The 24,587-nt window shown below is 65.0% G+C and carries 25 protein-coding genes and 1 tRNA gene; 8 read left to right on the plus strand and 18 right to left on the minus strand.

Annotated elements, in window-relative coordinates; all coding sequences use genetic code 11:
* Window positions 1-4 precede the first annotated feature (4 nt).
* The 5 genes from N539_RS0111925 to N539_RS0111950 all read right to left on the minus strand — a co-directional run bounded on the left by N539_RS0111925 (window position 5) and on the right by N539_RS0111950 (window position 3,883).
* The gene (locus tag N539_RS0111925; protein ID WP_231463053.1) at window positions 5-1,807 is read right to left on the minus strand and encodes an asparagine synthase-related protein; all 1,803 of its coding nucleotides are present in this window, start codon (window positions 1,805-1,807) and stop codon (window positions 5-7) included.
* 392 nt (window positions 1,808-2,199) lie between these two features.
* Window positions 2,200-2,592: a lasso peptide biosynthesis B2 protein gene (locus tag N539_RS18260; RefSeq protein ID WP_156029920.1), complete on the minus strand. Its 393-nt coding sequence runs from the start codon at window positions 2,590-2,592 to the stop codon at window positions 2,200-2,202.
* A 34-nt stretch (window positions 2,593-2,626) separates the two neighbouring features.
* Window positions 2,627-2,893 carry a PqqD family protein gene (locus N539_RS0111940; RefSeq protein WP_028970442.1) on the minus strand — a complete coding sequence of 89 codons (267 nt, stop codon included), beginning with the start codon at window positions 2,891-2,893 and terminating at the stop codon, window positions 2,627-2,629.
* Window positions 2,890-3,717, minus strand: coding sequence for a hypothetical protein (locus tag N539_RS17920; RefSeq protein WP_028970443.1), 828 nt, complete (start codon window positions 3,715-3,717; stop codon window positions 2,890-2,892). The genes N539_RS0111940 and N539_RS17920 overlap by 4 nt, the downstream gene beginning before the upstream one ends.
* Before the next feature lie 90 nt (window positions 3,718-3,807).
* Window positions 3,808-3,883, minus strand: a tRNA-Lys gene (locus N539_RS0111950).
* A gap of 88 nt (window positions 3,884-3,971) precedes the next feature.
* On the opposite strand from N539_RS0111950, the gene N539_RS0111955 reads away from it, so the two are divergent.
* On the plus strand, window positions 3,972-4,688 hold the full coding sequence (locus tag N539_RS0111955; RefSeq protein WP_028970444.1) for a class I SAM-dependent methyltransferase: 717 nt from the start codon (window positions 3,972-3,974) through the stop codon (window positions 4,686-4,688).
* Between the two features lie 41 nt (window positions 4,689-4,729).
* Window positions 4,730-5,467 (plus strand): class I SAM-dependent methyltransferase, encoded by a 738-nt coding sequence (locus N539_RS0111960; RefSeq protein WP_028970445.1) that lies wholly within the window; start codon window positions 4,730-4,732, stop codon window positions 5,465-5,467.
* On the opposite strand, the gene folK is transcribed toward N539_RS0111960, so the two are convergent.
* Window positions 5,464-5,943 (minus strand): 2-amino-4-hydroxy-6-hydroxymethyldihydropteridine diphosphokinase, encoded by a 480-nt coding sequence (gene folK, locus N539_RS0111965; protein ID WP_028970446.1) that lies wholly within the window; start codon window positions 5,941-5,943, stop codon window positions 5,464-5,466. The genes N539_RS0111960 and folK overlap by 4 nt on opposite strands.
* Window positions 5,944-6,034: 91 nt before the next feature.
* Between folK and N539_RS0111970 the strand changes: the two genes are divergently transcribed.
* Window positions 6,035-6,703: a uracil-DNA glycosylase gene (locus N539_RS0111970; RefSeq protein WP_028970447.1), complete on the plus strand. Its 669-nt coding sequence runs from the start codon at window positions 6,035-6,037 to the stop codon at window positions 6,701-6,703.
* Here N539_RS0111970 and aguB read toward each other — a convergent pair.
* Together aguB and N539_RS0111980 are read right to left on the minus strand one after the other, a co-directional pair.
* Complete coding sequence (aguB, locus tag N539_RS0111975; protein WP_037552770.1) at window positions 6,687-7,535, minus strand: N-carbamoylputrescine amidase; 849 nt, start codon at window positions 7,533-7,535, stop codon at window positions 6,687-6,689. The two genes, N539_RS0111970 and aguB, sit on opposite strands and share 17 nt — an antisense overlap.
* On the minus strand, window positions 7,532-8,506 hold the full coding sequence (locus tag N539_RS0111980) for an agmatine deiminase family protein (RefSeq protein ID WP_028970449.1): 975 nt from the start codon (window positions 8,504-8,506) through the stop codon (window positions 7,532-7,534). Before N539_RS0111980 ends, aguB begins: the two co-directional genes overlap by 4 nt.
* Window positions 8,507-8,605: 99 nt before the next feature.
* Here N539_RS0111980 and N539_RS0111985 point away from each other — a divergent pair, with 99 nt between their 5' ends.
* The gene (locus N539_RS0111985) at window positions 8,606-10,579 is read left to right on the plus strand and encodes an alpha/beta hydrolase family protein (RefSeq protein WP_028970450.1); all 1,974 of its coding nucleotides are present in this window, start codon (window positions 8,606-8,608) and stop codon (window positions 10,577-10,579) included.
* A 253-nt stretch (window positions 10,580-10,832) separates the two neighbouring features.
* Here the strand turns inward: N539_RS0111985 and rpsD are convergent, their stop codons facing one another.
* From rpsD to rpiB, 6 genes are all read right to left on the minus strand, one after another.
* The gene (gene rpsD, locus N539_RS0111995) at window positions 10,833-11,447 is read right to left on the minus strand and encodes a 30S ribosomal protein S4 (RefSeq protein WP_028970451.1); all 615 of its coding nucleotides are present in this window, start codon (window positions 11,445-11,447) and stop codon (window positions 10,833-10,835) included.
* A 148-nt stretch (window positions 11,448-11,595) separates the two neighbouring features.
* The gene (locus N539_RS0112000) at window positions 11,596-11,850 is read right to left on the minus strand and encodes a hypothetical protein (RefSeq protein ID WP_028970452.1); all 255 of its coding nucleotides are present in this window, start codon (window positions 11,848-11,850) and stop codon (window positions 11,596-11,598) included.
* Window positions 11,851-11,906: 56 nt separating this feature from the next.
* Window positions 11,907-12,629 (minus strand): RNA methyltransferase, encoded by a 723-nt coding sequence (locus N539_RS0112005; RefSeq protein ID WP_028970453.1) that lies wholly within the window; start codon window positions 12,627-12,629, stop codon window positions 11,907-11,909.
* Window positions 12,619-13,071: a transcriptional regulator NrdR gene (gene nrdR / locus N539_RS0112010; RefSeq protein ID WP_028970454.1), complete on the minus strand. Its 453-nt coding sequence runs from the start codon at window positions 13,069-13,071 to the stop codon at window positions 12,619-12,621. Before nrdR ends, N539_RS0112005 begins: the two co-directional genes overlap by 11 nt.
* Before the next feature lie 3 nt (window positions 13,072-13,074).
* A complete protein-coding gene (glyA, locus tag N539_RS0112015) occupies window positions 13,075-14,394 on the minus strand; it encodes a serine hydroxymethyltransferase (RefSeq protein WP_028970455.1) in 1,320 nt (439 codons plus the stop codon).
* Complete coding sequence (gene rpiB / locus N539_RS0112020) at window positions 14,394-14,846, minus strand: ribose 5-phosphate isomerase B (protein ID WP_028970456.1); 453 nt, start codon at window positions 14,844-14,846, stop codon at window positions 14,394-14,396. The genes glyA and rpiB overlap by 1 nt, the downstream gene beginning before the upstream one ends.
* A 139-nt stretch (window positions 14,847-14,985) precedes the next feature.
* On the opposite strand from rpiB, the gene N539_RS0112025 reads away from it, so the two are divergent.
* Entirely contained in the window at window positions 14,986-16,170 is a 1,185-nt protein-coding gene (locus N539_RS0112025; RefSeq protein ID WP_081774344.1) for an MBL fold metallo-hydrolase, read from the plus strand.
* A gap of 21 nt (window positions 16,171-16,191) precedes the next feature.
* On the opposite strand, the gene hemA is transcribed toward N539_RS0112025, so the two are convergent.
* Window positions 16,192-17,403 carry a 5-aminolevulinate synthase gene (hemA, locus tag N539_RS0112030; protein ID WP_028970458.1) on the minus strand — a complete coding sequence of 404 codons (1,212 nt, stop codon included), beginning with the start codon at window positions 17,401-17,403 and terminating at the stop codon, window positions 16,192-16,194.
* 72 nt (window positions 17,404-17,475) lie between these two features.
* Window positions 17,476-18,264 (minus strand): glutamate racemase, encoded by a 789-nt coding sequence (gene murI / locus N539_RS0112035; RefSeq protein ID WP_028970459.1) that lies wholly within the window; start codon window positions 18,262-18,264, stop codon window positions 17,476-17,478.
* 131 nt (window positions 18,265-18,395) lie between these two features.
* Here murI and plsY point away from each other — a divergent pair, with 131 nt between their 5' ends.
* Genes plsY through topA form a run of 3 tightly spaced genes read left to right on the plus strand, consistent with a single transcriptional unit; the run spans window position 18,396 to window position 22,560 of the window.
* Entirely contained in the window at window positions 18,396-18,998 is a 603-nt protein-coding gene (gene plsY, locus N539_RS19055; RefSeq protein WP_028970823.1) for a glycerol-3-phosphate 1-O-acyltransferase PlsY, read from the plus strand.
* Window positions 18,974-20,050, plus strand: coding sequence for a DNA-processing protein DprA (gene dprA / locus N539_RS19060; RefSeq protein WP_028970460.1), 1,077 nt, complete (start codon window positions 18,974-18,976; stop codon window positions 20,048-20,050). Before plsY ends, dprA begins: the two co-directional genes overlap by 25 nt.
* A gap of 50 nt (window positions 20,051-20,100) precedes the next feature.
* On the plus strand, window positions 20,101-22,560 hold the full coding sequence (gene topA / locus N539_RS16930) for a type I DNA topoisomerase (RefSeq protein WP_037552772.1): 2,460 nt from the start codon (window positions 20,101-20,103) through the stop codon (window positions 22,558-22,560).
* 3 nt (window positions 22,561-22,563) lie between these two features.
* Here topA and N539_RS0112055 read toward each other — a convergent pair whose 3' ends face one another.
* Entirely contained in the window at window positions 22,564-23,406 is an 843-nt protein-coding gene (locus N539_RS0112055; protein WP_028970461.1) for a hypothetical protein, read from the minus strand.
* A gap of 175 nt (window positions 23,407-23,581) precedes the next feature.
* Complete coding sequence (locus tag N539_RS0112060; RefSeq protein ID WP_156029922.1) at window positions 23,582-24,505, minus strand: hypothetical protein; 924 nt, start codon at window positions 24,503-24,505, stop codon at window positions 23,582-23,584.
* Window positions 24,506-24,587 lie beyond the last annotated feature (82 nt).

Consider the following 24,587-nt stretch of genomic DNA (forward strand, 5'->3'; position numbering starts at 1 on the left):
GGCGTCAGGGCGCGTTGCGCCCTTCGACGTACTGCACGAACCGGGCTGTCAACAGCGCCGCCGGCACCGCCAGCTGTGGGGCAAATGCCTTTTGCGGATCCGTCTCGGTTTGCTCGGGCCAATCCTCGAGCGCGGCGCGCAGTCGTGGAATGTCGAACATCTTCCCGAACCGCTCGTCGTTCTCGAGCCGATCGAACTCTTCCAGGAAGTCCTGGCGGCGGCGACCGATGCGAAGGTGCCAGTCGGCGTCCCACCAGCCAAACAGTGGGTTGGTGCGCTGAGCTTCGGGCATGATGTCCTTCGCCATCTGCTTAGCGAGCCAACGGATTTCACCGTCGCGCATGAACATCCTGGTCGGGAGACCGAGGCAAAATTCCACGAAGGGGCGGTAAGCGGTCGGATCGCGCAGCGCGATTCCGTACATCTGCTCGAAGCCTTGGTAAACTTCCGCCGTCCAGGCGTCGTTTTGAGCGAGGAATTGGCGCGAATGGCGGCGGCTGCGGGGCTGGTAACGGTCGACGATCAAGCCCGACTGGCGCAGCCGCCGTTCCGCGCCCGAGGATTTGCGATATGCCTTGGATAAGGTTTGCATCAACTCAATTCCGAGCTTCTTTCGGCCGAGCGAAATTCTCCTGAGCGGCCGCCACAGCGCATGCGGCAGCAGGGCGGAGAGGCTCCGCGCCGTGATGCGCCGCAGAATATGCCCCTCGTGAATCGACGGCCGGGTAAGCGCGAGCCACCACTGACGCCATTGGCCCTTCAACAGATATTCGACGTAGCCGCACTCACCCTTGTCGCTGAAGGTCAGGTTCCCCCATTCGGCGAGAAGGACGACGTCGCATCCGGCCTTTTGCGCTTCGCTCAGGATGCCGTGATAGACGTACATGGTCGCCATCGGGGCCGGAGCGCCGCCGATCAGGTGGAACAGTTCCTGCCAGCGATGACTGGGGTCGATTCCGTCATTCGCGGTGAAATGCGGGTCCAACTCGGGGTGCATCGCCGCCAGGGATTTCACGAACGGCCGTTCATCGCCCATCATCCAGCGCGGGACGCGACGGTCGAAGCCCGGCTCTGGGTGAAAGGTGAAAGTTGGAAGCCTCTGGCCGGGAGGCAGCGCCTTGGCCGCCCGGACAGCCACCTGCGGCGAATCGAGGCCGCCGGACACGGTTGATCCCGGATTGCCAAAGCCGGCCAAGCAGGCGCGGACGCCTTCATCGAGCAATTCGCCCGCACGCACGATCGCGTCTTCGTCGGCGATATTATTGTGAAAGGGCAGGTCGACGAGGTTGTAATATTTGCGCAAGCGCCGCGCGTGCCCGCGTTCGAGCTCGACCACCGACCCAACCGGGACTTGAGCGATGTCTCGATACCAGCTCGCCTCCTCGTCGGTGAAATTATACATCGCGCTGTCGGCAACATGAGCTTCGTTGAGCTTCTGCTCGACGCCCGCCGCGAACAGCGCTCGGGGAACGGACGCCGCGGCCGTCAGCTCGTCCGAATGAAAATAATAGAGGGGAGGGGCCCTTAGCGGGCTGCGCGCCAGACGCAGCCGAGATCGCCCAGGATCGGCGATAATCGTGCAATAGTCCCCGACGATCCTGAGGTCGGCTTCATTGCCCCAGCGATCGACTGCAAGGCCATAGAGCGTCGCCATGTCGTGCCCAAGAACACTGAGTTCATGCGCAATCGCCGCGGCATTGTCGAAATATCCGTGGAACAGGACGAGCTGGCCATTCGCTAACTGCGCCGGCCGCCACGCGCGAGCCTGGGCGGCGGCACCTCGCAACGGACGGTAGGCAAGTTGCAAGGCTCCGCTGTCGGCACTGCCGGCGTGACCGCCGATTCCGGCGCACAGCGATGATGCAAGTCGGCTGGAAGGCTTTGGATTAGGAGTGCGCGCGCTGTCCCACGGCCAAGCGAGCGCGAGCATTTAAGGTCAGGCAACTGATAGGGACGGCCAAAGCAGAGCGGTTACCGCTCGGCAAACAGGCGCGTCCTCAGGATTTGCCGCCCTGACCTCCGGTATTGTTCGGGCCGGCGACATTCTTGAGCTTGCCCAGGCGTACGACCTGCGGCTTCACCCACGTTCCGGATTTTGTCTCAGTTTTCGGCACAACCGGCTCCCACGCTAAACGGACCGAGCAAAGTTCGCGGCCGCTGACGGCATTAATCAAGTCACGACTCAGATTCAACCAAGGCCTAACGCCGGTCGACGCCGCTTGTTTCCTCGCTCGTTTGGCCGAGGCGCACCAGCTCAATCCACGGGCCTGGAAGATCTCCGATCAAACGCGTTCCATCGATCTCGACCCAGGCGTGCAGCGCATCGGAGCCTTCGCGCAGCGCTGGCGGGCGAACGGCGATCACCAGCGCGTGGCCGATCGCCGCTTTGCGCAGGGTCCAGCTGAGCACCATAGCCCGAGGCAGGCATCGAATCGCGAAGGGCAGTCGGGTCGCGGCGCGCTCGACCTGTCCGGCGAGACGCCAGGCATCTTCGGGCAGACGAGCTGGTTCGCCCGTCCTACCGAGCATTCCGCGCCACTTTGCGAACGGAACCCAGTGGACAAGGACCCACGCCCAACAAAGCAAAGCCATCGCGCGCACCGTTCCGAGCCGGCCGCGCCATGTCTCAGGCTTCGCCAATCAGCCCTAGCTCTAAAAGGTCGGTCAGGAACTCATCGACATCAGCCCTGATTTCCGTCTCCGCGACGCCATGCTTGCGAGCGATCGCCGCGACAAGTGAGGCGCGATCCCGCTGTCCGTCGATCAACAACCAGATGCTGGCCGCCGTCTGCGGCAACGAGAAGACCTCGCCATTATGGTTGTCCACGAGGAAGACTTCTTCGCCCTTATCCGCTTCAGTGAAGCGTTCGAAGCGCTTGGTGACCGCAATCATTCGCTTCCCCTAGCGCGGAGGTGGTCGGCCGCAAGTATTACGGTATCCCGAAACCGATCTCTGCCGCGTGGGCGGACGAAACAGCTCATTTCGATCTGGTCGGCGAGCCAGCACAAATGCCGGAACTTACCCGGGATATCGAATTGACGGGCCGCTTCGAACAACCTCGCTGTGTAATGGTCGTCCTGGAGTCGGATGACACGGTCGCCACCGCAAATGCTGTCGATGGCGGCTTGGGGACCGTCTTCGAGAAAGATCAGCTCCGCAAGCGGCAAGGGGATTTCGACACTTCCGGAGGCGGGCGTCGCGTAAAATTTGGCCACGGTCCGCGACACCTCTTCTTCGCGCACCGCATCGGTAAGCCTCAACGCCTCCTCCGACAGTTTCAGCCGCTTGTGGCCGGGCAGGCAAAGAATTCGGTCGGGGTCGGACAAGTCGAGGATGAGGGTGTCGTCGCAGAACATCGGAAAGCCCAGGCTGCCGAGCGCGGCAATCAGGGTCGATTTGCCGGAGCCTGCGGGGCCCGTGAACGCATAGACCCGATCATTGAAGGCCACCGCGGAGGCATGGATCGGTTGCAGACCGTTGATGCTGGCGATCGCCGCATAGACGCTGCCGTTCAGCCACAGCGATTCTTCGCTGAGGTCGACCCCTGGCCCGCGCTCGACGGTGACGCCCTCGCCACGGCGATAGTGGAAATAATGTTGGCCTTCGCCGCGAAGCAGGAACTCGTCATCGCGCAGCCGCCAGCAAGCTTCTTCGAGGGGATCGTCAAAGAGGGCGTGCGGAACAATCCCGTAGGCAACACGCGTTTCACGCGCCATCAGGACCTGTGAGGGGATTTCAGCCTGGGCTCGCGAGCCTTGTTGAAACGCTGCACCCGACACCGGTCGTCCCCCAAACAAGGGCTGAGCTGGTGAGCCCTGCTGGATTCGAACCAGCGACCTACTGATTAAAAGTCAGTTGCTCTACCGACTGAGCTAAGGGCCCACTTCGAGGGGCGGTTACCCGCGTGGGGGCGTGTCGGCAAGCGGGCCAATGGCTTGTGTCCAGGCCGCGGCTTGGGCAGCACTCGCGAATGGATTTCGGCGCACAGCTTCGCTCGGCCATAAAAGCGGGCCGAAAGCGCCGGGCTGCATGGGTCCGACTGCTCGACACGACGCGGTTGTTTCGCACCGGGGAGGGGCGGGCGCGGCTGTGCACGCGGCTCGTGCATCGGCAACGGGTCCATCAAACCGCACCGGACACGTGGGAGGAGCGCTACCCGGAGCTGTTCGACCGCGCGGCTCAGCTGATGCCGAATGCCCGGCGCATCCTATCGTTCGGCTGTTCGACCGGCGAGGAATTGATCTCGCTGAGGCGGCGGTTCGGCGCGGCGGAGATCATCGGCGCGGAAATCAACTCGCGATCACGACGAGTCGCGGTCCGCCGCTTGGCTTCGGACCTCCAGGCGAGCGTGGTCAAGCCGACCGCAGTCAGCGGAGAATTCGACGTCATCTTCGCGCTCGCCGTCCTCCAGCGTGGGCCGCATTGGGTGGACGAGGCCGGTGTCGACGATCTCTCGGCGCATTATCCTTTCGCGAAATTCGACCAAATGGTTCGCGAGCTGGTCGGCCACCTGCGCGCTGGCGGCCTGCTGTGCACCATGCATACGCACTACCTCGTCGAACAGAGCTCGGCGGCGCCCCAGCTCGAGTCACTCTCCGATTCACCGCCGATGTGCGGACCGTTCTTCGGCCCTGACAATCGTCGACTGGCGACCCAGTCGGCACCCTCGATCTATCGCAAGCGCTAACGGCCGAGGCGGTAGGCGAGGTTGCTCGGACTGCCGGGTTCATGCAGCTTGGCACGATGAACCTCCGGGCGCGGCTTTCGCCGATTATCAAGGCTGCCCGCCTGCGCCGTGCGCTGTGGGTGCGCGCGATCGATGCGGCTGGGCTCCTGCGCATGGCCGAGGGTCGCGCCCGCCTGTGGACTCGGCTGGTGTATCGCCGTGAACTCCACCAAACCGCCCCGTACACGTGGCTCAACCGCTACCCCGCACTCTTCGACCTTGCCGCCGAGCTGGAGCCGGACGCGCGGCGGATCCTATCCTTCGGTTGTTCGACCGGTGAAGAGCTTGTGTCGCTCCGGGGCCGTTTCGCTCATGCCGAGATCGTCGGCGCCGAGATCAACCCCCGATCGCGCGCAATCGCGCAACATCGGGTCGCCGCGGACGCTCAGACAAGGGTGATTCCACCGGAGTCGATCACAGGCTCGTTCGACCTCGTCTTTGCTCTCTCGGTGCTTCAGAGGGACCCTCGCGGCTTGAAAAACGAGATGGAAGCGAAGCATCTTGCGGCGCGTTACCCGTTCGCGCGCTTCGACGCCGGCGTTCGCGGTCTCGTGGCCTGCCTCCGTCCGGGGGGGTTCCTGATCGTCGCCAATACCCTGTATCGCGTGGAGGACAGCTCCGTTGCGGTCGAGCTCGAGCCGATTGTCGGATCGCCAGGGATGAACCGGGTCCAGTTGACGCCGCGGGGGCGTCGACTAGCAGCAGCCGCTGCTGCGAGGACGGTGTTCCGGAGAATCTAGACGCGCGACCTTCGGCCGAGGCGTTCGGCGAAATGGCGGGCCGTAAGCGCGCCGCGCACGTGCCAGCCAGGTGCGATCGCCGCCAATGGCTCGATCACGAAGCTCCGCCTCTCGAGCCCCTCATGCGGGATGCGGAGGCCGCGCGAGCGGAACCGGCCGCCGCTCCACAAAGCGATGTCGAGGTCGAGCACCCGCGCCGCCCAGTGTTTGCCCCGCCGTCGTCCGAACTCGCGCTCGATGGCCTTGAGGCGCCGCAGCATCGACGGCGGTTCGAGGTCGCTTTCGACTAAAGCGACGGCGTTGGCGAAATCGCGCCCGGCGCCGCCGATTGCTGGGTTGAGGACAATCGGCGAGGCGTCGAACAGCCCGAACTCCTGATCGAGCCGCGCGATCGCCGCCTCGACCACTCCCGCCGGTCGGCCGAAGCGCCCGTGAAGCCGGTTCGACCCGATGGCGATGGCATAGAGGTAAGACACGCCGCAGCCCTGTCATTGCGAGTGGAGTGAAGCAATCCAGCCTCGCGCCACTGGATTGCTTCGTCGCTTCGCTTCTCACAATGACGAGCCCATGGCCCAACCCGCCGATTTGTCGCCGATCCCCGAGGCCGAGGCGCCGCGCGACTGCCCGTTGTGCCCGCGGCTGGTTGCCTTTCGCGAGGAATGCCGGGTCGAGCATCCCGGCTGGTGGAACGCACCGGTTCCGGCGTTCGGCGACCGCGAGGCGTGGCTCGCGATCGTCGGCCTCGCGCCCGGCAAGCAGGGCGCCAACCGCACCGGCCGGCCATTCACCGGCGATTACGCCGGCGAGCTGCTCTACGCGACGCTGCTGAAGTTTGGCTTGGCCGAGGGCAAGTATCGCGCCGACCCGCACGACGGGCTGCAGCTCAAGGGCGCGGTAATCCTTAACGCCGTTAAATGCCTGCCGCCCGCGAACAAGCCCGAGCCGCGCGAGATCGCGACCTGCCGCCATTATCTGGATGCGTCGCTGGCCGTGCTTACGAACGTGCGGGTGGTGGTCGCGTTGGGCCAGATTGCTCACGTCGCCGCTGCGCGAGCGCTGAGCCTGCCGCCGTCATCAACCAAGTTCGGCCACGGCGCGGAGAATGTTGCCCCGGACGGGCGGGTACTGCTCTCAAGCTATCACTGCTCACGTTACAACCAGAACACGCGCAAGCTCGATGCGGCGATGTTCGAAAGCGTGTTCGAGCGGGCGGTGGAGCTCAGACGTCTTCGGTGAGCCGCCCGTAAAGCTCCGGTCGGCGGTCGCGGAAGAAGCCGAAGGCGGCTCGGTGTTTTTTCGCCGCCGCCAGATCGAGCGTCGCGACCAGCGCGCCGGTCTCCTCGGCTCCGAACTCCGCGAGCATGTCGCCGCGCTCGTCGCAGATGAAGCTATGGCCGTAGAAGCGCTGGTCGCCTTCGGCGCCGATGCGGTTGGCGGCGACGACGGGCACGACGTTCGACACCGCGTGGCCGATCATCGCACGCCGCCACAGGCGCGAAGTGTCGAGGTCGGGGTCGTGCGGCTCGGTGCCGATCGCGGTCGGGTAGAACAGGATGTCGGCGCCCATCAGCATCATCGCGCGCGCCGTCTCAGGGTACCATTGGTCCCAGCAAACGCCGACGCCGAGCGTCGAGAGATGCGGCCCGCCCCACACCTTGAAGCCGGTGTTGCCCGGGCGGAAGTAGAATTTCTCCTCGTAGCCGGGGCCATCCGGAATGTGGCTCTTGCGGTAGATTCCGGCGACCTTGCCGTCGGGCCCGATCATTGCGAGGCTGTTATAGTGGTGGGGCCCGTCGGCCTCGAAGAAGCTGGTCGGGATCCAGATTTTCAGTTCCTTCGCCAGTTCCTGCATCGCCAAAACGGAGGGGTGCTCCGCCGCCGAGCGCGCGTTGGCGAACAGGCTCTCGTCCTCGACCCGGCAGAAATAGGGGCCCTCGAACAATTCGGGCGGGAGCACCACTTCGGCGCCTTTGCTCGCCGCTTCGCGCACCAGCTCGCTCACTGCGCGGATGTTCGCGACCGTGTCGTCGGTGAAAGCGAGCTGCAGGGCAGCGACGGTGAGCTTCATGCTGGAACCTGTTGTGAGATGCAGTGGAAGCTTCCGCCGCCAGTGAGGATGTGGTCGGCGCGAAGGCCGATTGCAACGCGGTCCGGGAACAGCGCCTGGACGACATCGACGGCATTGCGGTCGTTGGCCGCTCCATATTGCGGGACGACCACCACCGCATTGCCGATATAGAAATTCATGTAGCTCGCGGGCAAGATTTCGCCGTCTTCGTCGTGGACGGCGCCGGGGGAGGGCAAAGTGACGACGTCGAGCCTCGTGGCCTTCAGGCGGCGCGCGGCGTCTTTGTAGACCGCTTCATTGGGATCGTCCCTGGCCGCGGTCGGGATCGCGACTCGTCCCGGCGCGACGAACCGGGCAAGATTGTCGACATGGCCGTCGGTGTGATCGTTCATCAAGCCCGAGCCCAGCCACACCACGCGCTCGAAGCCGAGGTCCGCGAGCAATCGTATCTCCGTCTCCCCGCGCGTCAGCGAGTTCCGGTTCGGATTGAGCAGGCATTGCTCGGTAGTGATCACGGTCCCGGACCCGTCGCCGTCGATCGCTCCACCCTCGAGGATCCAGTCCGCCTTAGCGAAGGGCAGCTCAGCGCTGCGGGCAAGACGGTCGCCGATGTCCTGATCGCCGTCGAGATCGTATTTCCCGCCCCAGCCGTTGAAGCCGAAGCCCTGCGCCCGGCGGCTCTTCGCCGACCCGACGACGATCGGTCCGGTATCGCGCAGCCAGATGTCCCCGAACGACTCAACCAACACCTCGGCGAAGGGTGCGAGCTTTCGCGCGCTCTCGGCAGCATCCTCGTGTGCTGCCACCAACCGGACGGTCTCGCCCTTGCCATTGGCATGGATAGCTTGCGCGAAGGCCGCCACTTCGCGCTCCGCCGGCTTCAGATCGCCAAGCCACAATTCCGGATCGCTCGGGAATCCGATCCACACCGCCTCGTGAGGCGCGCATTCGGGAAGCGGCGGCTGGTTCATCGCGGAGCGGCTAGCAGCGATGCGAAATACCGCCAAGCGCTTGAATATTGCGGCGATGGCTGCATTGTTCTCTCCGCCGGATCGGATCGGGGGATGCGCGTGATTTCTAAGACTATTTGGGCGGGCGCCGCGGCGCTCGCGCTATTCGCCGTCCCCGCGACGGCGCAATCGAACAGCCTCGCGTCCGACGCTGCGGCATTCGGTGCTCGTGAAGCGGCCCAGAGCATGGACCTGTCGCCCGACGGGAGCCACGTCGTCTACGTTGGTCCCGGGCCGAGCCGTGTCTCCGTGGTATTCGTTGCCGACCTGACGTCCGGAATTTCCAAGCCGATCCTGAAATCGAGCGCCGATCCCGAAATTCTGAACTGGTGCGCGTTCGGGGGCAACGATCGCCTCGCCTGCCACTACTTCGCGGCGAGGTTCGATGACGGCCATCTCCTCGGCTATTCTCGAATGATCGCCCTCGGTGCCGACGGCTTGAACGTAAAGTCGCTCGGACAGCCTAGCTCGGCTTACGACGCTCGTGCCCGCCAATTCGACGGGCGAATCATCGATTGGCTTCCAGGCCAGGGCAATTCGGTGCTGATGACGCGCGATTTCGTGCCCGAGGAAGGGAAGATGGACACGAACGTCGTGCGCACCGCGGACGGCCTCGGCGTGGTCAAGGTCGACCTCGCCAGCCTCAAGACGGACATCGTGGAGCGGCCTTCGATAAATATCGGCGACTTCATGAGCGACGGCAACGGCCGGGTCCGAATCATGGCCATCCCGGAAGTGGATCGCGATGGTCGGCCGACTGGACGGCTTCGCTATCAGTATCGAACGGCGAACTCGCGCGATTGGGAAATGCTCGTCGATTACCAGCAGGACGACTTCGAGCCGCTGGCGATCGATAGTACGATCGACTCGCTCTACGCGCTCAAGAAGATCGACGGCCGCTTCTCCCTGATCAGGGTCAAGCTCGACGGCAGCTCGACGGCCGACCCGATCGCGTCGAACCCGAACGTCGACATCGACGATGTCATTCGCATCGGCGATGGTCAGCGCGTCATCGGCTACACCTACGCCGACGACCGTCGGCGCACCGTCTATTTCGACCCGGAATATGACCGGCTGGCAAAGGCGCTGTCGAAAGCGCTTCCGAGCCTGCCGCTGGTGCAGTTCGTGACCGCGAGCGCGGACGGCAACAAGGTTCTGTTCTTTGCCGGAAGCGATTCCGATCCCGGCCATTATTACCTGTTCGACAAAGCCAGAAAGTCGCTCGGCGAAGTGATGCCTGCTCGTCCCGAGCTGGCCACGCGAGTGCTCGCGTCGGTGAAATCGGTGACCTATGCAGCGGCGGACGGCACCCAAATTCCGGCATATCTGACGCTTCCACCGGGAAGCAGCGGCAAGGGATTGCCAGCCGTCGTTTTGCCCCATGGCGGACCTAGCTCGCGTGACGAGTGGGGGTTTGACTGGCTCGCGCAGTTCCTCGCGGCCCGCGGCTATGCGGTGATCCAGCCTAACTATCGCGGCTCCGCCGGATTCGGCGATACCTGGCTCGGCGAGAAGGGATTTAAGGCCTGGAGGACCTCGATCGGGGATGTGACGGCCGCGGCCCGCTGGCTCTCGAGCCAGGGTATCGCCGATCCCAATCGCCTGGCGATCGTCGGCTGGTCGTACGGCGGTTATGCGGCGCTGCAATCGGCGGTCACGGAGCCGAGCCTCTACAAGGCGGTGGTTGCAGTCGCGCCCGTCACCGATCTCGGCAAGCTCAAGCGCGACGCCGATCATTATACGAGTGGCCGAATGGTCGCAGACCTGGTCGGCTCCGGACTCCACATCGATGAAGGCTCGCCGCTGCGCCATGCCGATGCGTTTCAAGCGCCGGTTCTGCTCGCTCACGGCGACATGGACAACAACGTGTTCGTGGATCACTCCCGCGACATGGCGGCAGCCCTGCGCCGCGCCGGGAAATCGGTCGATTACCTGGAGTTCAAAGGGCTTTATCACAGCCTTGAGGACTCAACTGTCCGGACCGAATTGCTGACGAAAATCGGGGCATTGCTCGATCGCACGATCGGGCATTGAGATAGGCCTCGACCAGCCGTTCGTCGATCGGCCATTCCGCTCCTGCCGCAGGCTGGTACGACGGCTGCACGAGAATTAATCGGGGCGTGATGCTCGGACAGTGGAAATACCTCGCCGTCGTCCCGGTTGCGAACCAGACCCCGGCGCAAATGGCGCTGTTCCAGCGCTGGCTGCTGATTCCCTACCCGAAGGCGCCGTAACGAAAAGGGCGGCCGTTGCGGGCCGCCCTCGTCTGTGTTCGTGATGCCGCAGACTAGCGCGAATAGAATTCGATCACCAGGTTCGGCTCCATCCGGACCGGATAGGGCACTTCGTCGAGCTTGGGCACGCGGGTGTAAGTGATCTTCGAGGTGCCGTCGGGAACGACGTAATCTGGGATCTCGCGCTCGGCGAGGCTCTGGGCCTCGATCACCAGCGCCATCTCCTGCGCCTTCGCGCCAAGCTCGACCACGTCGCCGACATCAACGCGGCGAGAGGCGATGTTGCACTTCACGCCGTTCACGCGAACGTGGCCGTGGTTGACCAGCTGGCGCGCCGCCCAGATCGTCGGCGCGAACTTGGCGCGATAGACGACCATGTCCAGCCGGCGCTCGAGCAGGCCGATGAGGTTCTGCGAAGCATCGCCCTTCATCTTGCTGGCGTCGAAATAATTCTTCTTGAACTGCTTTTCGGTGATGTCGCCGTAATAGCCCTTCAGCTTCTGCTTGGCGCGCAGTTGGATGCCGAAGTCGGAAATCTTGCTCTTGCGGCGCTGGCCATGCTGGCCTGGGCCATATTCGCGGCGGTTGACCGGGCTCTTGGGCCGTCCGAAGACGTTTTCGCCCATGCGGCGGTCAAGCTTGTATTTGGCGCTGCTGCGCTTCGACACTGTACTTCTCCAATTCGCGTTATCGATGCGCCCGGAACCGCACCGCCAGGCATTGCGCTTGGCGCGATCACCGCTTCACCGGGCATGCGGGATCAATTGCGAGCGGCGCGCCTAGCCGAACTCGACAAGTATTTCAAGAAGCCAGCGCTTAGCGCGGGCTCTCCGAAGGCGTTGCCATCCGGGCGTTACCATCGTTGACCAGGTGCTGGATCGAGTCCTTTTCCTGCTTGTCGATGAAGTCGCGGTCCGATTTGCGCATGCACACCTTCTTCGGGCGCATGCGCGTGCCGACCTCCGAGCCGACATTATCCCGGGTGCAGATGATCGGGTCGGCGTCCTTTTGCGCCGGTTGCGCCGCCGGGGCCTGTGCGGCGGCGGCCAGAGCAGTCACGAGAGCGAGCATGAGATTCCCCTCAAATCCTTGGCCGCAGCAATGCCACATGCGTTGGCCTGCGCCAATCACCGCCGGCGCGGCGGCCCCATAAGTGCCCGGAAAATCCCTCGAACAGCCTTAACCTCGCGTGACGACCAGCCGGTTTTGGTGAAGATTGTCCGGATCGTGTTGCGGGTCGCCTGCATCCTCGAGGGGGGATGGAAATAGCCCTTTTCGACGAGGGCTTCGTCGAGCTGCGCAATCATCCCCTCGATCTCCGCGTGCGGTGCAGGCAGCTCGAGTTCTCTGGCTGGAGGGACCGCGAGCTCCGACCGTTTCGACCATTCGTAGGCGAGCAGGATCACCGCCTGGGCGAGATTCAGGGAGGCAAAATCCGGATTGATCGGAACGGTCACAATGGCGTTCGCCAGCGCGACTTCCTCGGTCTCGAGCCCCGAGCGCTCGGCGCCGAACAGGATCGCGGTGCGCTGGCCAGCAGCCGTGGCGTTCTCGGCCACCTGCTCCGGGGTGAGCACCGGCATCACCAGGTCGCGGCGCCGAACCGTAGTCGCATAGACCATCGAGCAGTCGGCGACCGCTTCCTGGACCGTGTCGAACACTTGTGCGCGTTGTAAGACCACGTCGGCCCCGCTGGCCGCAGGGCCAGCGTCTGGGTTGGGCCAGCCGTCCCGCGGCCGCACCAGCCGCATCTCGGTCACCCCGAAATTGAGCATCGCCCGCGCCGCCTTGCCGATATTCTGCCCCAGTTGGGGGCGGACCAGGACGATGACGGGCGGCTCAGCTCCCATCGCCGACCGCGCCGGCGATCTCGGCGAAATCGCCGGGCTCGCTGAAGTCCTTGTAGACCGAGGCAAAGCGAATGTAGGCGACGTGGTCGAGCGCCTTGAGCCCGTCCATCACCGCCTCGCCGATCTCGCTTGCCCGGACCTCGTCGCCGCGGGTTTCGAGCTGGCGCTGGATCGACGAGACGAGCCGGTCCAGCCGCTCGGTCGGGATGTCCCGCTTGCGGCACGCGATGGCGATGGAGCGCGCGAGTTTCTCGCGGTCGAATGGTTCGCGCTCGCCATCCTTTTTGACCACGGTCAGGTCGCGCAACTGGATCCGCTCGAAGGTGGTAAAACGCGCACCGCAGCCTTCGCATTGCCGGCGGCGGCGGATCGCCGCGCCATCCTCGCTTGGCCGGCTGTCCTTAACCTGGCTGTCTTCATGCGCGCAGAATGGACAGCGCATCCGCTATCCCTGATAGATCGGGAAGCGCGCGCAAAGCTCCCGCACACGCCCGTTCACGTCGCGCTCGATGCTTCCGTTGTTGTCTGGCCCGTTTTTGGCGAGTCCGTCCAGAACGTCGGCGACCATGTCGGCGATATCGCAGAACTCACGCTCGCCGAAGCCCCGCGTGGTGCCTGCGGGCGAGCCGACGCGGATGCCGCTGGTTTGCACGGGTGGAAGCGGGTCGAACGGTACGCCGTTCTTGTTGCAGGTGATTCCGGCGCGCTCGAGGCTCTCGTCGGCGTCCTTGCCGGTGAGGCCGAGCGGGCGAAGGTCGACGAGGGCAAGATGCGTGTCGGTGCCGCCAGCGACGAGATCCGCGCCGCGCTCCTTCAACCGATTGGCGAGCTTTTGGGCATTCGCGATCACCGCCTTGGCATAATCCTTGAACTCGGGCTGGAGCGCTTCGTGAAACGCGACCGCTTTCGCCGCGATGACGTGCATCAAGGGTCCGCCCTGGAGCCCGGGGAAGACCGCCGAATTGATTTTCTTGGCAATGGTTTCGTCGTCGGTGAGGACCATACCGCCACGCGGTCCGCGCAGGGTCTTGTGGGTGGTCGTCGTCACGACATGAGCATGACCGAATGGCGAGGGGTGCTCGCCCGCCGCGACGAGACCGGCGAAATGTGCCATGTCGACCAGGAACAGCGCCCCGACTTCGTCGCAGATGGCGCGGAAGTGGGCGAAATCGAAGTGGCGGGGATAGGCCGAGCCGCCGGCGATGATCAACTTCGGCCGATGCACCTTGGCCAGTCGCTCGACCTCATCGAGATCGACGAGATGATCGTCCTGGCGAACGCCATATTGCACGGCATTGAACCATTTGCCGGACTGGGCCGGCGGGGCGCCATGGGTGAGGTGGCCGCCGGCGGCAAGGCTGAGGCCCATGATCGTGTCGCCGGGCTTCACGAGCGCCAACATGACGGCGCCATTGGCTTGAGCGCCCGAATGCGGCTGGACGTTGGCGAACTGGCAGCCGAACAGCTTCTTGGCGCGCTCGATCGCCAGGGTCTCGACGGCGTCGGATGGCGCGCAACCCTGATAATAGCGGCGGCCGGGATAGCCTTCGGCATATTTGTTGGTGAGCACCGAGCCTTGCGCCTCGAGGACGGCCCGGCTGACGATATTTTCCGACGCGATCAGCTCGATCTGCGTCTGCTCGCGGTGAAGCTCGGCGCGAACTCCCTCTTCGACCCCCGGATCTCCTTCGCTTAAGCCGCTGGTGAAGAAGCCGTGCGGAACGCGGTAACTGCGCTGCTGCTCGAGGTCGGCGGCGGTGGCCATTAGGCATTTTCCCGTTGCGAGGAGGGGGCGGCAAGCTGGTCGACGCGGCGCTGGTGACGGCCGCCTTCGAAGTCGGCGGAGAGGAAGGCCGTGACGCAGGCCTTGGCCATCTCGACGCCGATCAACCGCGCTCCCAGCGCGATCGCATTGGCGTCATTGTGCCGCCGGGCGAGCGCGGCCGACAGCGGCTCGCCGACCTGCGCGCAGCGGCAGGCCGGATTGCGATTGGCCGCAATGGCGACCCCGATGCCGGACCCGCACACGGTGATCCCGCGCTCGGCCCGGCCCTCCGCCAGCGCATCGGCCAGCATCGCGCCGTATCGCGGATAATCGACGCTTTCATGGCTGTTCGTGCCAAGGTCGAGCACGTCGTGGTTCTGTTCCTTGAGCCACGCCGCGAGCTCGTCCTTGAGATCGACGCCGGCATGATCGGCGGTGAGGGCGATGCGCATGGGCAACGCCTAGGGCAACGCCATAAGATTCGCCAGTGCCGCCACCCGTCTAACGGACGCTCCCATCCGTCGAGCTTTGCTGGACAGGTGCAGCTCACTAGTTCAACTCTTATGCAATAATTGAACAGAGAGATGGACGATGCGAATTCTACTCCCGGCGATTGCTTTGATGCTCGGGTCGGCGACCGCGATTGCTCAGCCCAGGGAAACGGCCGTGTCGTCGACGCCCGACATTCGCCCGTTCATCGCGCAGGAGATCAATCCCAAGGTCCACCTGCTGACGTTGCCCAAAGACTGGTATGCAGCGTTGAGCGGCAACGTCGTCCTGATTGAGCAGAGCGACGGCTTCGTAGTGGTCGACAGCGGCGGCAACGCCGGCAACGGCCGCGCAGTGGTGCGCTACGCGAAATCCCTCGCGGACAGGCCGATCAAAGCGGTGATGATTACCCACTGGCATGGGGACCATCCGCAGGGCCTGTCGGCGATCCGCGACGCCTATCCGAAAGTTCGAATCATTTCGACACGCGGCACCGAAGAGGGGATCCGAGGCCCCGCCTCCTATGACATTGGCTATACGCCTGACCCGAAGTTCGATCGCGCGACGGCCAACCTCGCCGAGAAAAACAAGGCGGATTACCTCAAGCTGCTTGACGACCCCACCACGCCGCCCGACCGCAAGGAGCGGATCAAGAGAGCGTTGGGTCAATTTGATGAGATGACTCGCGATTTTGTCGGCAGCTATCTCGTTCTCCCGACCGAAACGTTCGAGCACGAGCTGGTGATCAAAGACCGCGACGTGCCGGTGCATATGCTGTTCCTCGGGCGCGCGAATACTGATGGCGACGCTATCGCCTGGCTGCCGAGGCAGAAGATCGTCGCCAGCGGCGACATCGTCGTGTCGCCTTATCCGTTTGGCTTCGGGAGCTACCCGGCGGACTGGATCGTCACTCTAGGCAAGCTCAAGGCCTTGGGATTCAAGACGCTCATTCCGGGCCATGGGGACCCGATGACCGGCGTTGGCTATCTCGACCGGCTGATCGCATCGATCCGCGACCTCCAGGCGCAGGTCGGCCCGCTCGCAAAGGCTGGCGTGTCGCTCGATAATGCCCGCAAGAGAGTCGATTTTTCAAAATCGATCGCAACATTCGGGGATACGGCGGTCATCAAAGCCAATCTGCAGGGACTATTTTTCGATCCAATGATCGGGAGTGCCTATAAGGAAGCCCGCGGAGAACCGATCCTTCAGGGCGACCTTGAGGGATTTCCCCCACCGGAGGTGACCGACACGCCACCGCTTTCGCGGGCCATCCACCACAAGTTCTGAAGGCCAACAATGACACGGGCGTTAAGCGGCGAGAGCGATTTCTTCGCGGCTCCAGATTTCGACCAGCCCGCCGGTCAGCGCGTCCATCATCTCGGCGCTGTGATGCGGGCCGGGGGTGAAGCGCAGCCGCTCCGTGCCGCGGGGCACGGTCGGGAAATTGATCGGCTGAACGTAGAGCCCGTACTCGGCAAGCAGGATGTCGCTGATGCGCTTCGCCTTGACCGGGCAGCCGACCAGCAGCGGCACGATGTGGGTCACGCTCGGCATCAGCGGCAGGCCCGCGGCCGCGAACTTGGCCTTGAGCATCGCCGCCGATTGCTGCTGTGCTTCGCGCTCGGCGGCTGACGCCTTGAGGTGGCGGACGCTGGCCAGCGCTCCGGCGACGAGCACCGGCGACAGCGAGGTGGTGAAGATGAAGCCCGGCGCGTAGCTGCGGATGCAGTCGATGATCGTGCGGTCGGCGGCGATGTAGCCGCCCATGACGCCGAACGCCTTGCCGAGCGTGCCCTCGATCAGGGTCAGGCGGTGCGCGACATCCTCGCGCTCGGAAATCCCGCCGCCATGAGCGCCGTACATGCCCACGGCGTGCACCTCGTCGAGATAGGTCAGCGCGTTGTATTTGTCGGCGAGGTCGCAGATCGCGGCGATCGGCGCGATGTCGCCGTCCATCGAATAGACGCTCTCGAACGCGATCAGCTTGGGCGTGTCCTCGCCTGCCTCGGCCAGCAGCTCTTCCAGATGATCGAGGTCGTTGTGGCGGAATATGCGCTTCTCGCAGCCGGAGCTTTTGATCCCCGCGATCATCGAGGCGTGATTGAGTTCGTCGGAGAAGATGATGCAGTCGGGGAGCAGCTTGCCGAGCGTCGACAGCGCCGCTTCGTTCGAGACATAGCCGGAGGTGAACAGCAACGCGCCGTCCTTGCCGTGAAGACCGGCTAGCTCGGCCTCCAGCTCGGTGTGATAGTGGGTGTTGCCGCTGATGTTGCGGGTGCCGCCCGAGCCGGCGCCGACGGTGCGCAGGGCTTCGTCCATCGCCTCGACCACTGCGGGATGCTGGCCCATGCCCAGATAGTCGTTGGAGCACCAGACGGTGATCGGCTTCGGTCCATTGCCGCCGAAGCAATGGGCGTTGGGGAAGCTGCCCTTGGTGCGCAGGATGTCGATGAAGACGCGGTAGCGCCCTTCCTCGTGCAGCCTGTCGATGGCGGATCTGAAGATGCGGTCGTAGTCCAACGCTAACCCTTCGCTCGCCGCGCCTTTAGCCTCGGCTCCCTCTCAATTCCATTGCGAACGACTCGCAACAATTCAGAGGATCAGGATTTCATTCAGGCCGAACCTGGCGAGGGCGCTGTCGAGTGGGCGGCGGGCCGCGCTGGTGAAGACCGCGACCCCGGGGCGATGCTCGGCGGGCCACGGCTGTTCCCGCGTCAGATAAGCGATGCGCCGGGCGATGCCTGGCCCGCCATCGACATAGGCAACGTCCGGGAGGGCGGCGCGCAGTTCGTCGGCAAGGAGCGGAAAATGGGTGCAGGCAAGCACGACCGTATCGATCTTCTCGCCGTTCGGCGCATCGAACATTGGCCGAACGGCGACGCGAACCGCATCGACAGCGATATTTTCGCCGCCAAGCTTCGCCTCGGCAAGCTCGACCAGCTCGGGCGAACCATGGCGGATCAGCGTGCAATCCGCCGCGAATCTCGCGGCGAGGTCGTCGACATAGGGCTGGCGCACCGTCGCCTCGGTGCCCAGCACTCCGATCACGCGAGTCTTCGACATCTCGGCGGCCGGCTTGATCGCCGGGACGGTGCCGACCACTGGCAGGTCCAGCGCCGAGCGGACGTGGTCGAGGGCGATGGTCGAAGCGGTGTTGCAGGCGATTACCGCCAGCCGCGGATGGAACCGCTCGACGAGCCGCCCAAGCAGCGCCGGAACGCGGCTGGCGATTTCGGCTTCGCTGCGCTTGCCATAAGGGAACCCGGCGCTGTCCGCCGCATAGACGATCGGGGCGTTCGGCAGCAGCTCGCGGGTCGGGGCGAGCACCGACAGCCCGCCAACACCGGAATCGAAAAACAGGAGGGGGGCCGAAGGGTCCATGGCACCGTCATTGCGAGGAGCGCAGTGACGAAGCAATCCATTTGCGCGGACCGAATCGCTTCCTCCGGCTTCCGCCGGGGTCGCAATGACAGCTCATTGCGTGACCGCATTGATTTGCTACCACTCGCTGAATGACCCGCGAGATGCTCTTCGCTTTGGCGCTCGGTTATCTGTTCGGGTCGATCCCGTTCGGGCTGATCCTGACGCGCATCGCCGGCAAGGGCGATCTGCGGACTATCGGCTCGGGCAATATCGGGGCGACCAACGTGCTGCGGACCGGCAGCAAGCCGCTTGCCGCACTGACACTAATCCTCGACTGCCTCAAGGCGACCGCGGCCGTCTTTCTTTGCCAATATTTTTTCGGCGACGAGACCGGTCCGTTCGCGGCCACTGGCGCGCTCGTTGGACACGTCTACCCGTTCTGGCTGCGCTTTCGCGGCGGCAAAGGAGCCGCGACCCTGTTCGGAATTCTCATCGCGCTGCTTTGGCCGGCAGCGTTTGTCTATGCCGCCGTGTGGCTGCTCCTGTTGCGGACGACCCGAATCTCGTCCGTTGCCGGGATGGGGGCAGCCTTAAGCGTGCCAGTCAGTGCCGCCGTCATCGGCGATTATGCCCTATTTCCAATGCTGCTCGGTTTCGCGTTGCTCGTCCTGTGGAAGCACCGCGAGAACATCGTCCGCCTCCGGAAAGGAACCGAGCCACGCATAGGATCGAAGACCTCGTCGACCGCCTGAGACTGGTCCGGTCACCCGGCATCGGGCCCGTCACCTATCGCCAGTTGATCGCCCGCTTTGGCAATGCCACGGCCGCACTCCGGGCGGTGCCCGATCTGGCGCGGCGTGGGGGCGGTCACGTCCCCGCGCTGTGGGGCCGCGACCAGGCCGAACGCGAAATCGCCCGCGTGGACAAGCTCGGGGGGCGCTATCTGGTGCTCGGGCAGGGCCTTTACCCGCGCATGCTCGCGGAACTCGAGGACGCGCCGCCGCTATTGATCGCCAAGGGGAAGTTCAGCCTGCTCGAAGCGCAAGCCGTGGCGATGGTCGGCGCACGCAATGCGTCGGCGGCGGCGTGCCGCTTTGCGCGCGGTCTCGCTCATGATCTCGGCAGCCAGGGGATAGTGGTCGCGTCGGGCCTCGCCCGGGGCATCGACGCCGCAGCCCACGACGGAGCGATGGACACGGGCACCATTGGCTGCGCGGCCGGCGGCATCGACGTCTTCTATCCGCCCGAGAACGAGCAGCGGCAGCGGCGGATGTGGGAGGTCGGGCTGGTCGTCAGCGAGCGTCCGCCGGGTCTCGAGCCCCGCGCGCGCGATTTTCCGCGACGGAACCGGATCATCGCCGGGATCAGCGTCGGCACCGTTGTTGTGGAAGCAGCCCCACGCTCCGGATCGTTGATTACCGCGCGTCTCGCCGCCGAGGCCGGGCGCGAAGTGATGGCGGTTCCGGGCTCGCCGCTCGATCCGCGCGCCCAGGGCTGCAACCAGCTGATCCGCGACGGCGCCACCTTGATCCAGACCGCCGCCGACGTGATCGAGGCGATCCGGCTGCCGGCGAGCAGCGTTCGCGCCGCACCGGCCCCCTACGATCCGGCCGAGGAGCTCAACGGCGACGATGCACTCGATGCGATCGAGTCGTTGCTGGGCCCGTCGCCGGTGCCGGTCGACGAGATCATCCGCCTGTCAGGTGCTTCGAGCGGCGCCGTGCAGATGGCCTTGCTCGAGCTCGACCTCGCCGGACGGCTCGACCGGCACGCCGGCGGCAGGGTCAGCCTCAGGCCCGCTTGACGAGTGGAATCTCGCGACCCCACCTTTACGCGTATGCGTGAGGACATCCTTTGAAGCTGGTCGTCGTCGAATCGCCGGCCAAGGCGAAAACCATCGAAAAATATCTGGGGAGCGGGCACCGCGTGCTCGCCTCCTTCGGGCACGTGCGCGACCTGCCGCCGAAGGATGGGTCGGTCGATCCCGACCAGGGCTTTGCGATGCAATGGCAAGTTTCGCCCGACCGGTCCAAGCAGCTCAAGGCGATCGCGGATGAAGCGAAGAACGCCGATGTGCTGATTCTCGCCACCGACCCCGACCGCGAGGGCGAAGCGATCAGCTGGCACGTGCAGGAAGTGCTTCGCCAGAGGAAGGTGCTTCCCGCCAAGGTCGAGCGGGTGACTTTCAACGCGATTACCAATTCGGCGGTCACCGAGGCGATGAAAAAGCCGCGCGGGCTCGACGAGAATCTGATCGATGCGTACCGCGCCCGCCGCGCGCTCGACTATCTCGTCGGTTTCACGCTTTCGCCGATCCTGTGGCGCAAGCTGCCGGGCGCCAAGTCGGCGGGACGGGTGCAGTCGGTCGCCCTGCGGCTGATCGTCGACCGCGAGCGCGAGATCGAGATCTTCAGGCCGCAGGAATATTGGGCCGTCGGCGCCAGCTTCGAAGCCGGCGGCCAGGCCTTCGCGGCACGGCTCGTCCAGCTCGACGGGACCAGGATCGAACGATTGACCATCGGCAACCGCGGCGACGCCGACGCCGCGAAAGCCGTGGTCAAAGCAGGGCGCTTCACCGTGTCCTCAACCGAGACCAAGCCTTTTTCGCGGAACCCGCCGCCGCCGTTCACCACCTCGACGCTGCAGCAGGAAGCGGCGCGCAAGCTCGGCTTTGCCGCGAGTCATACGATGCGCGTCGCCCAGTCGCTCTACGAGGACGGGTTGATTACATATATGCGGACGGACGGGGTCGACATGGCACCCGAGGCAGTGAGTGCCGCGCGCCGTGCGATCGCGAACCGGTACGATGCGGGTTACGTGCCCGACCGCCCTCGGCAATATCAAAGCAAGATCAAGAATGCGCAGGAAGCGCACGAGGCAATCCGGCCGACCGATTTCGACCGGTCTCGCGGGGCGTCCGGCGATCACGCCCGGCTCTACGAGCTGGTCTATAATCGCGCGCTCGCCAGTCAGATGGCCTCGGCGCGCCTGGAACGGACGACGGTGGAACTGACCGACGGGCCGGGCAGGGCGGTGCTTCGGGCGACGGGGCAGGTGATGCTCTTCCCCGGCTTCATGGCGCTGTACGACGAGGGCCGCGACGATCCGCAGGACGAGGAAGGCGCGCGGATGCCGCTGCTTCATGAGGGCGATGCGCCGGCGAAGACCGGGGTCGAGGCGACTCAGCACTTCACTCAGCCGCCGCCGCGTTATTCGGAAGCGAGCCTGGTCAAGCGCCTCGAGGAGCTCGGGATCGGCCGGCCCTCGACCTACGCGTCGACCCTTCAGACCCTCAAGGACCGCGAATATGTGCGGGTCGAAAAGGGCCGCTTCGTGCCCGAGGAGAGCGGGCGGCTGGTGACGGCATTCCTCGAGCGCTTTTTTGAGCGGTACGTCAGCTACGATTACACCGCCGAGCTCGAAGATGAGCTCGACGACGTCTCCGGCGGCCGTCTCGACTGGCAGAAGCTGCTCGACGACTTTTGGCACGACTTCCGGCCCAAGGCCGGCGAAGTGATGGACCAGCAGCCGTCTGAGATTACCGCGGCGCTCGACGAATTCCTCGCGCCCTGGCTTTATCCGCCGCGCGCCGACGGCAGCGATCCACGAACCTGCCCCCAATGCGGCAACGGCCGGCTGAGCCTGCGCGGCGGACGGTTCGGCGCCTTTGTCGCGTGCTCAAACTATCCCGACTGCAAATATACGCAGAAGTTCGGGCAGGGCGGCGATCAGGCGCAGAGCGACGGGCCAACCGAGCTCGGCGAAGGAATTCTGCTAAAGACCGGGCGCTTCGGGCCTTACGTCGAGCGCGGGGACAAGCGCGCCTCGATCCCCAAGGACGTGCCCGTGGAGGATCTTACGGCCGAAGTCGCCGAGCGCCTGTTGTCGCTGCCGCGCGAAATCGGGCCGCATCCCGAGACGGGCAAGCCGATCACCGCGTCGATCGGGCGTTACGGCCCATACCTCGCACATGACGGCAAATATGCGAAGCTCGGCTCGACTGCCGAAGTCTTCGAGACCGGCATGAACGCGGCGGTGGCGAAGCTCGCCGACGCGGCTTCGGGTAGCGGGCGGGAGCGCGGAGCTTCACGCGAGCCGATCGCGGTCCTCGGCAAGCACGCCAACGGTAAGGACGTGAAGGTGATGGCAGGCCGTTATGGGCCCTACGTTAGCGACGGCACGACCCACGCGACCCTGCCCAAGGGCGCCGATCCCAAGGCGATCAGTCTCGATGAAGCCGTTCGACTGATCGATGAAAAAGCCGCCAAGGGTCCTTCGAAGCGCCCGGCCAGACGAGCGCGGAAGAAGTCCTGACGCTTATTCGGCGACGTAACGCCAGGGCTGGTCCGGAGCGGCCTTCCGCCACACGGTGAAGAACGGGAATGCCGCCGGCTCGCCCGCCTTGGGCTCCTTGGCGCGGATGAACCCCCAGGTCACGCCGAGATCACCGCTCGTGGCGACCAGCGCGCCCTTGTCGGGTCCCCAGGTGATCGGCGCCGCGTTTCCTTCGCCGGCCGCCTTGGCGATCGCGGTGTTGCCGAACGTAAAGTCGGAGCCGCCGCCCATGTTCATCGCATCTTCCGATCCGAACTCGGCGAAGGCGGGTCCGACGCCGATCTCCTGCGCCCGGTCGGAGAAGGCCTGCTCGGCGGCCTTGAGCGACACCAGGTTGTCCTGCAGCCGTTGCGGGTCTGGTGCGACCATCTCCACGGGAAGCGCGGGATCGACCCGCGTCGTGATGTCCCCGTCGGCGCTGCCGGCACGCTTGTAGAAGGCGACTCGCCAGCCCTCCGGCCGCTTCACCCAATAGGCGAGATATTTGGCCCGGCGATCGGGCTTCCCGGCATCGTGAATGAACATGAAGCCGTAGGTGAACCCCTGAGTGCCGTCGGCCGAGATGCCCGCCCGGATCGGTGACCATTCGGCGCTCGCCGCGGCGTTCGCGGGGTTGCTCTTGAGCGCCTCGACGATGGCCGACTTGCCGATCGCAAAATCGAGCTTGGGCGTCGGCATCACGGCGTTTTCGGTCATCATGGCGCTGATCGAATCGACGATGTTCGCCTTGGCGCCGGCATTGGAAAAAGCGCGGTCGGCAGCGATCAGCTCCGACGCGAGCGTGCGCGGTTCCTGCGCCACCGCAGGAGCCGCGATGACGACCATGCATGCCAGCGGGAATAGTCTTGAGACCATCGTTGTTCGCTCCTGTTTGCACGGACCTTAGCGAAATCTTTTGGCGGCGGCTCGCCTCGTCGTCGAAGCCTTTGCCGTTCCATCGAAAGAAAGTCCCGCGAGCACGAATGCCCGCGGGACTCCGTCGCCGGCTAGGAGGCCGTACCTACTCGGCGACGTAGCGCCAGGGCACTTGGGGCGAAACCCGACGCCACACCGTAAACCAGGGGATGCGAGCGAGGCGGCCAGGCGGAACCGTGCCGTTGCGCTCGAGATAGCCGTAGGTGATTCCGAGATCGCCGCTCGAGGCGACAAGCACGCCGTCCGGCGCCCAGCGCAGTGGGCTACCCTTGTCGGTCCCGAACCCCGCCGCGATCGCGTCGTTGCCGTAGGTGAAATCGGCGCCGCCGCCGACGTTCATCGCATCGGCGCTGCCGTATTTGCGAAATCCGGCGCCCAGGCCAACCACCTGCGATTCATCGGAGAAGGCGCGCTCGGTCTTGTCGAGATCGGCGCGATAGGCGGCGATGGTCGCAGCATCGGCCGGGACTCCGACCAACCGCTCGGGAACGGCCGCGGGCCTGACGTCGGTCGACACCGGGCCCTCGTCGCGCGGGACCAGCTTGAATGCCGCGACGCGCCATCCGGCGGGACGCTTGATCCAATAGGCGACATATTTGTCCAGGACCGGGGGCTTGCCCGCCATGGTCCGGGTCGCGAAGCCATAAGTGAAGCCTTGCGTCCCGTCCGCGGAAACGCCCGCCCGCACCGGTGCCCAGCCGAGGCTCGACGGATCGGCGGCGAACGCCTTGCCAAGAAGTTCGACCGCGTCGGAGCGCCCTTTCGCCAAAGGCGGCTGGGGCACGATGAACATGACCACGTCATCATCGAGCATCGCCGCAACGGCGTCGCCGGCCGGCTTGCCGGCGGCGGCGGCGGCAAAGCCGCGATCCGCGGCGAGCAGATCGTCCGCGACGGCCTGCGGACTTTGACTGATGGTGGTGGTAGGCGGCGAAGACTGCGGCGCCGCCAGCGCGGTGACGGAAAGCAACGCAACTGACGCCGCGAGGCCACGCAATGCTGCGCTCATTTCGATCCTCGATGATTGTTCGACCTGCCTCAGGCTAGGCTGAAGGGCCGCCGATCATCCATGCGGGATCGTCGGGAAAACT

It is taken from the genome of Sphingomonas sp. URHD0057 (genome assembly GCF_000620665.1).
In the GTDB taxonomy this organism is placed as follows: domain Bacteria; phylum Pseudomonadota; class Alphaproteobacteria; order Sphingomonadales; family Sphingomonadaceae; genus Sphingomicrobium.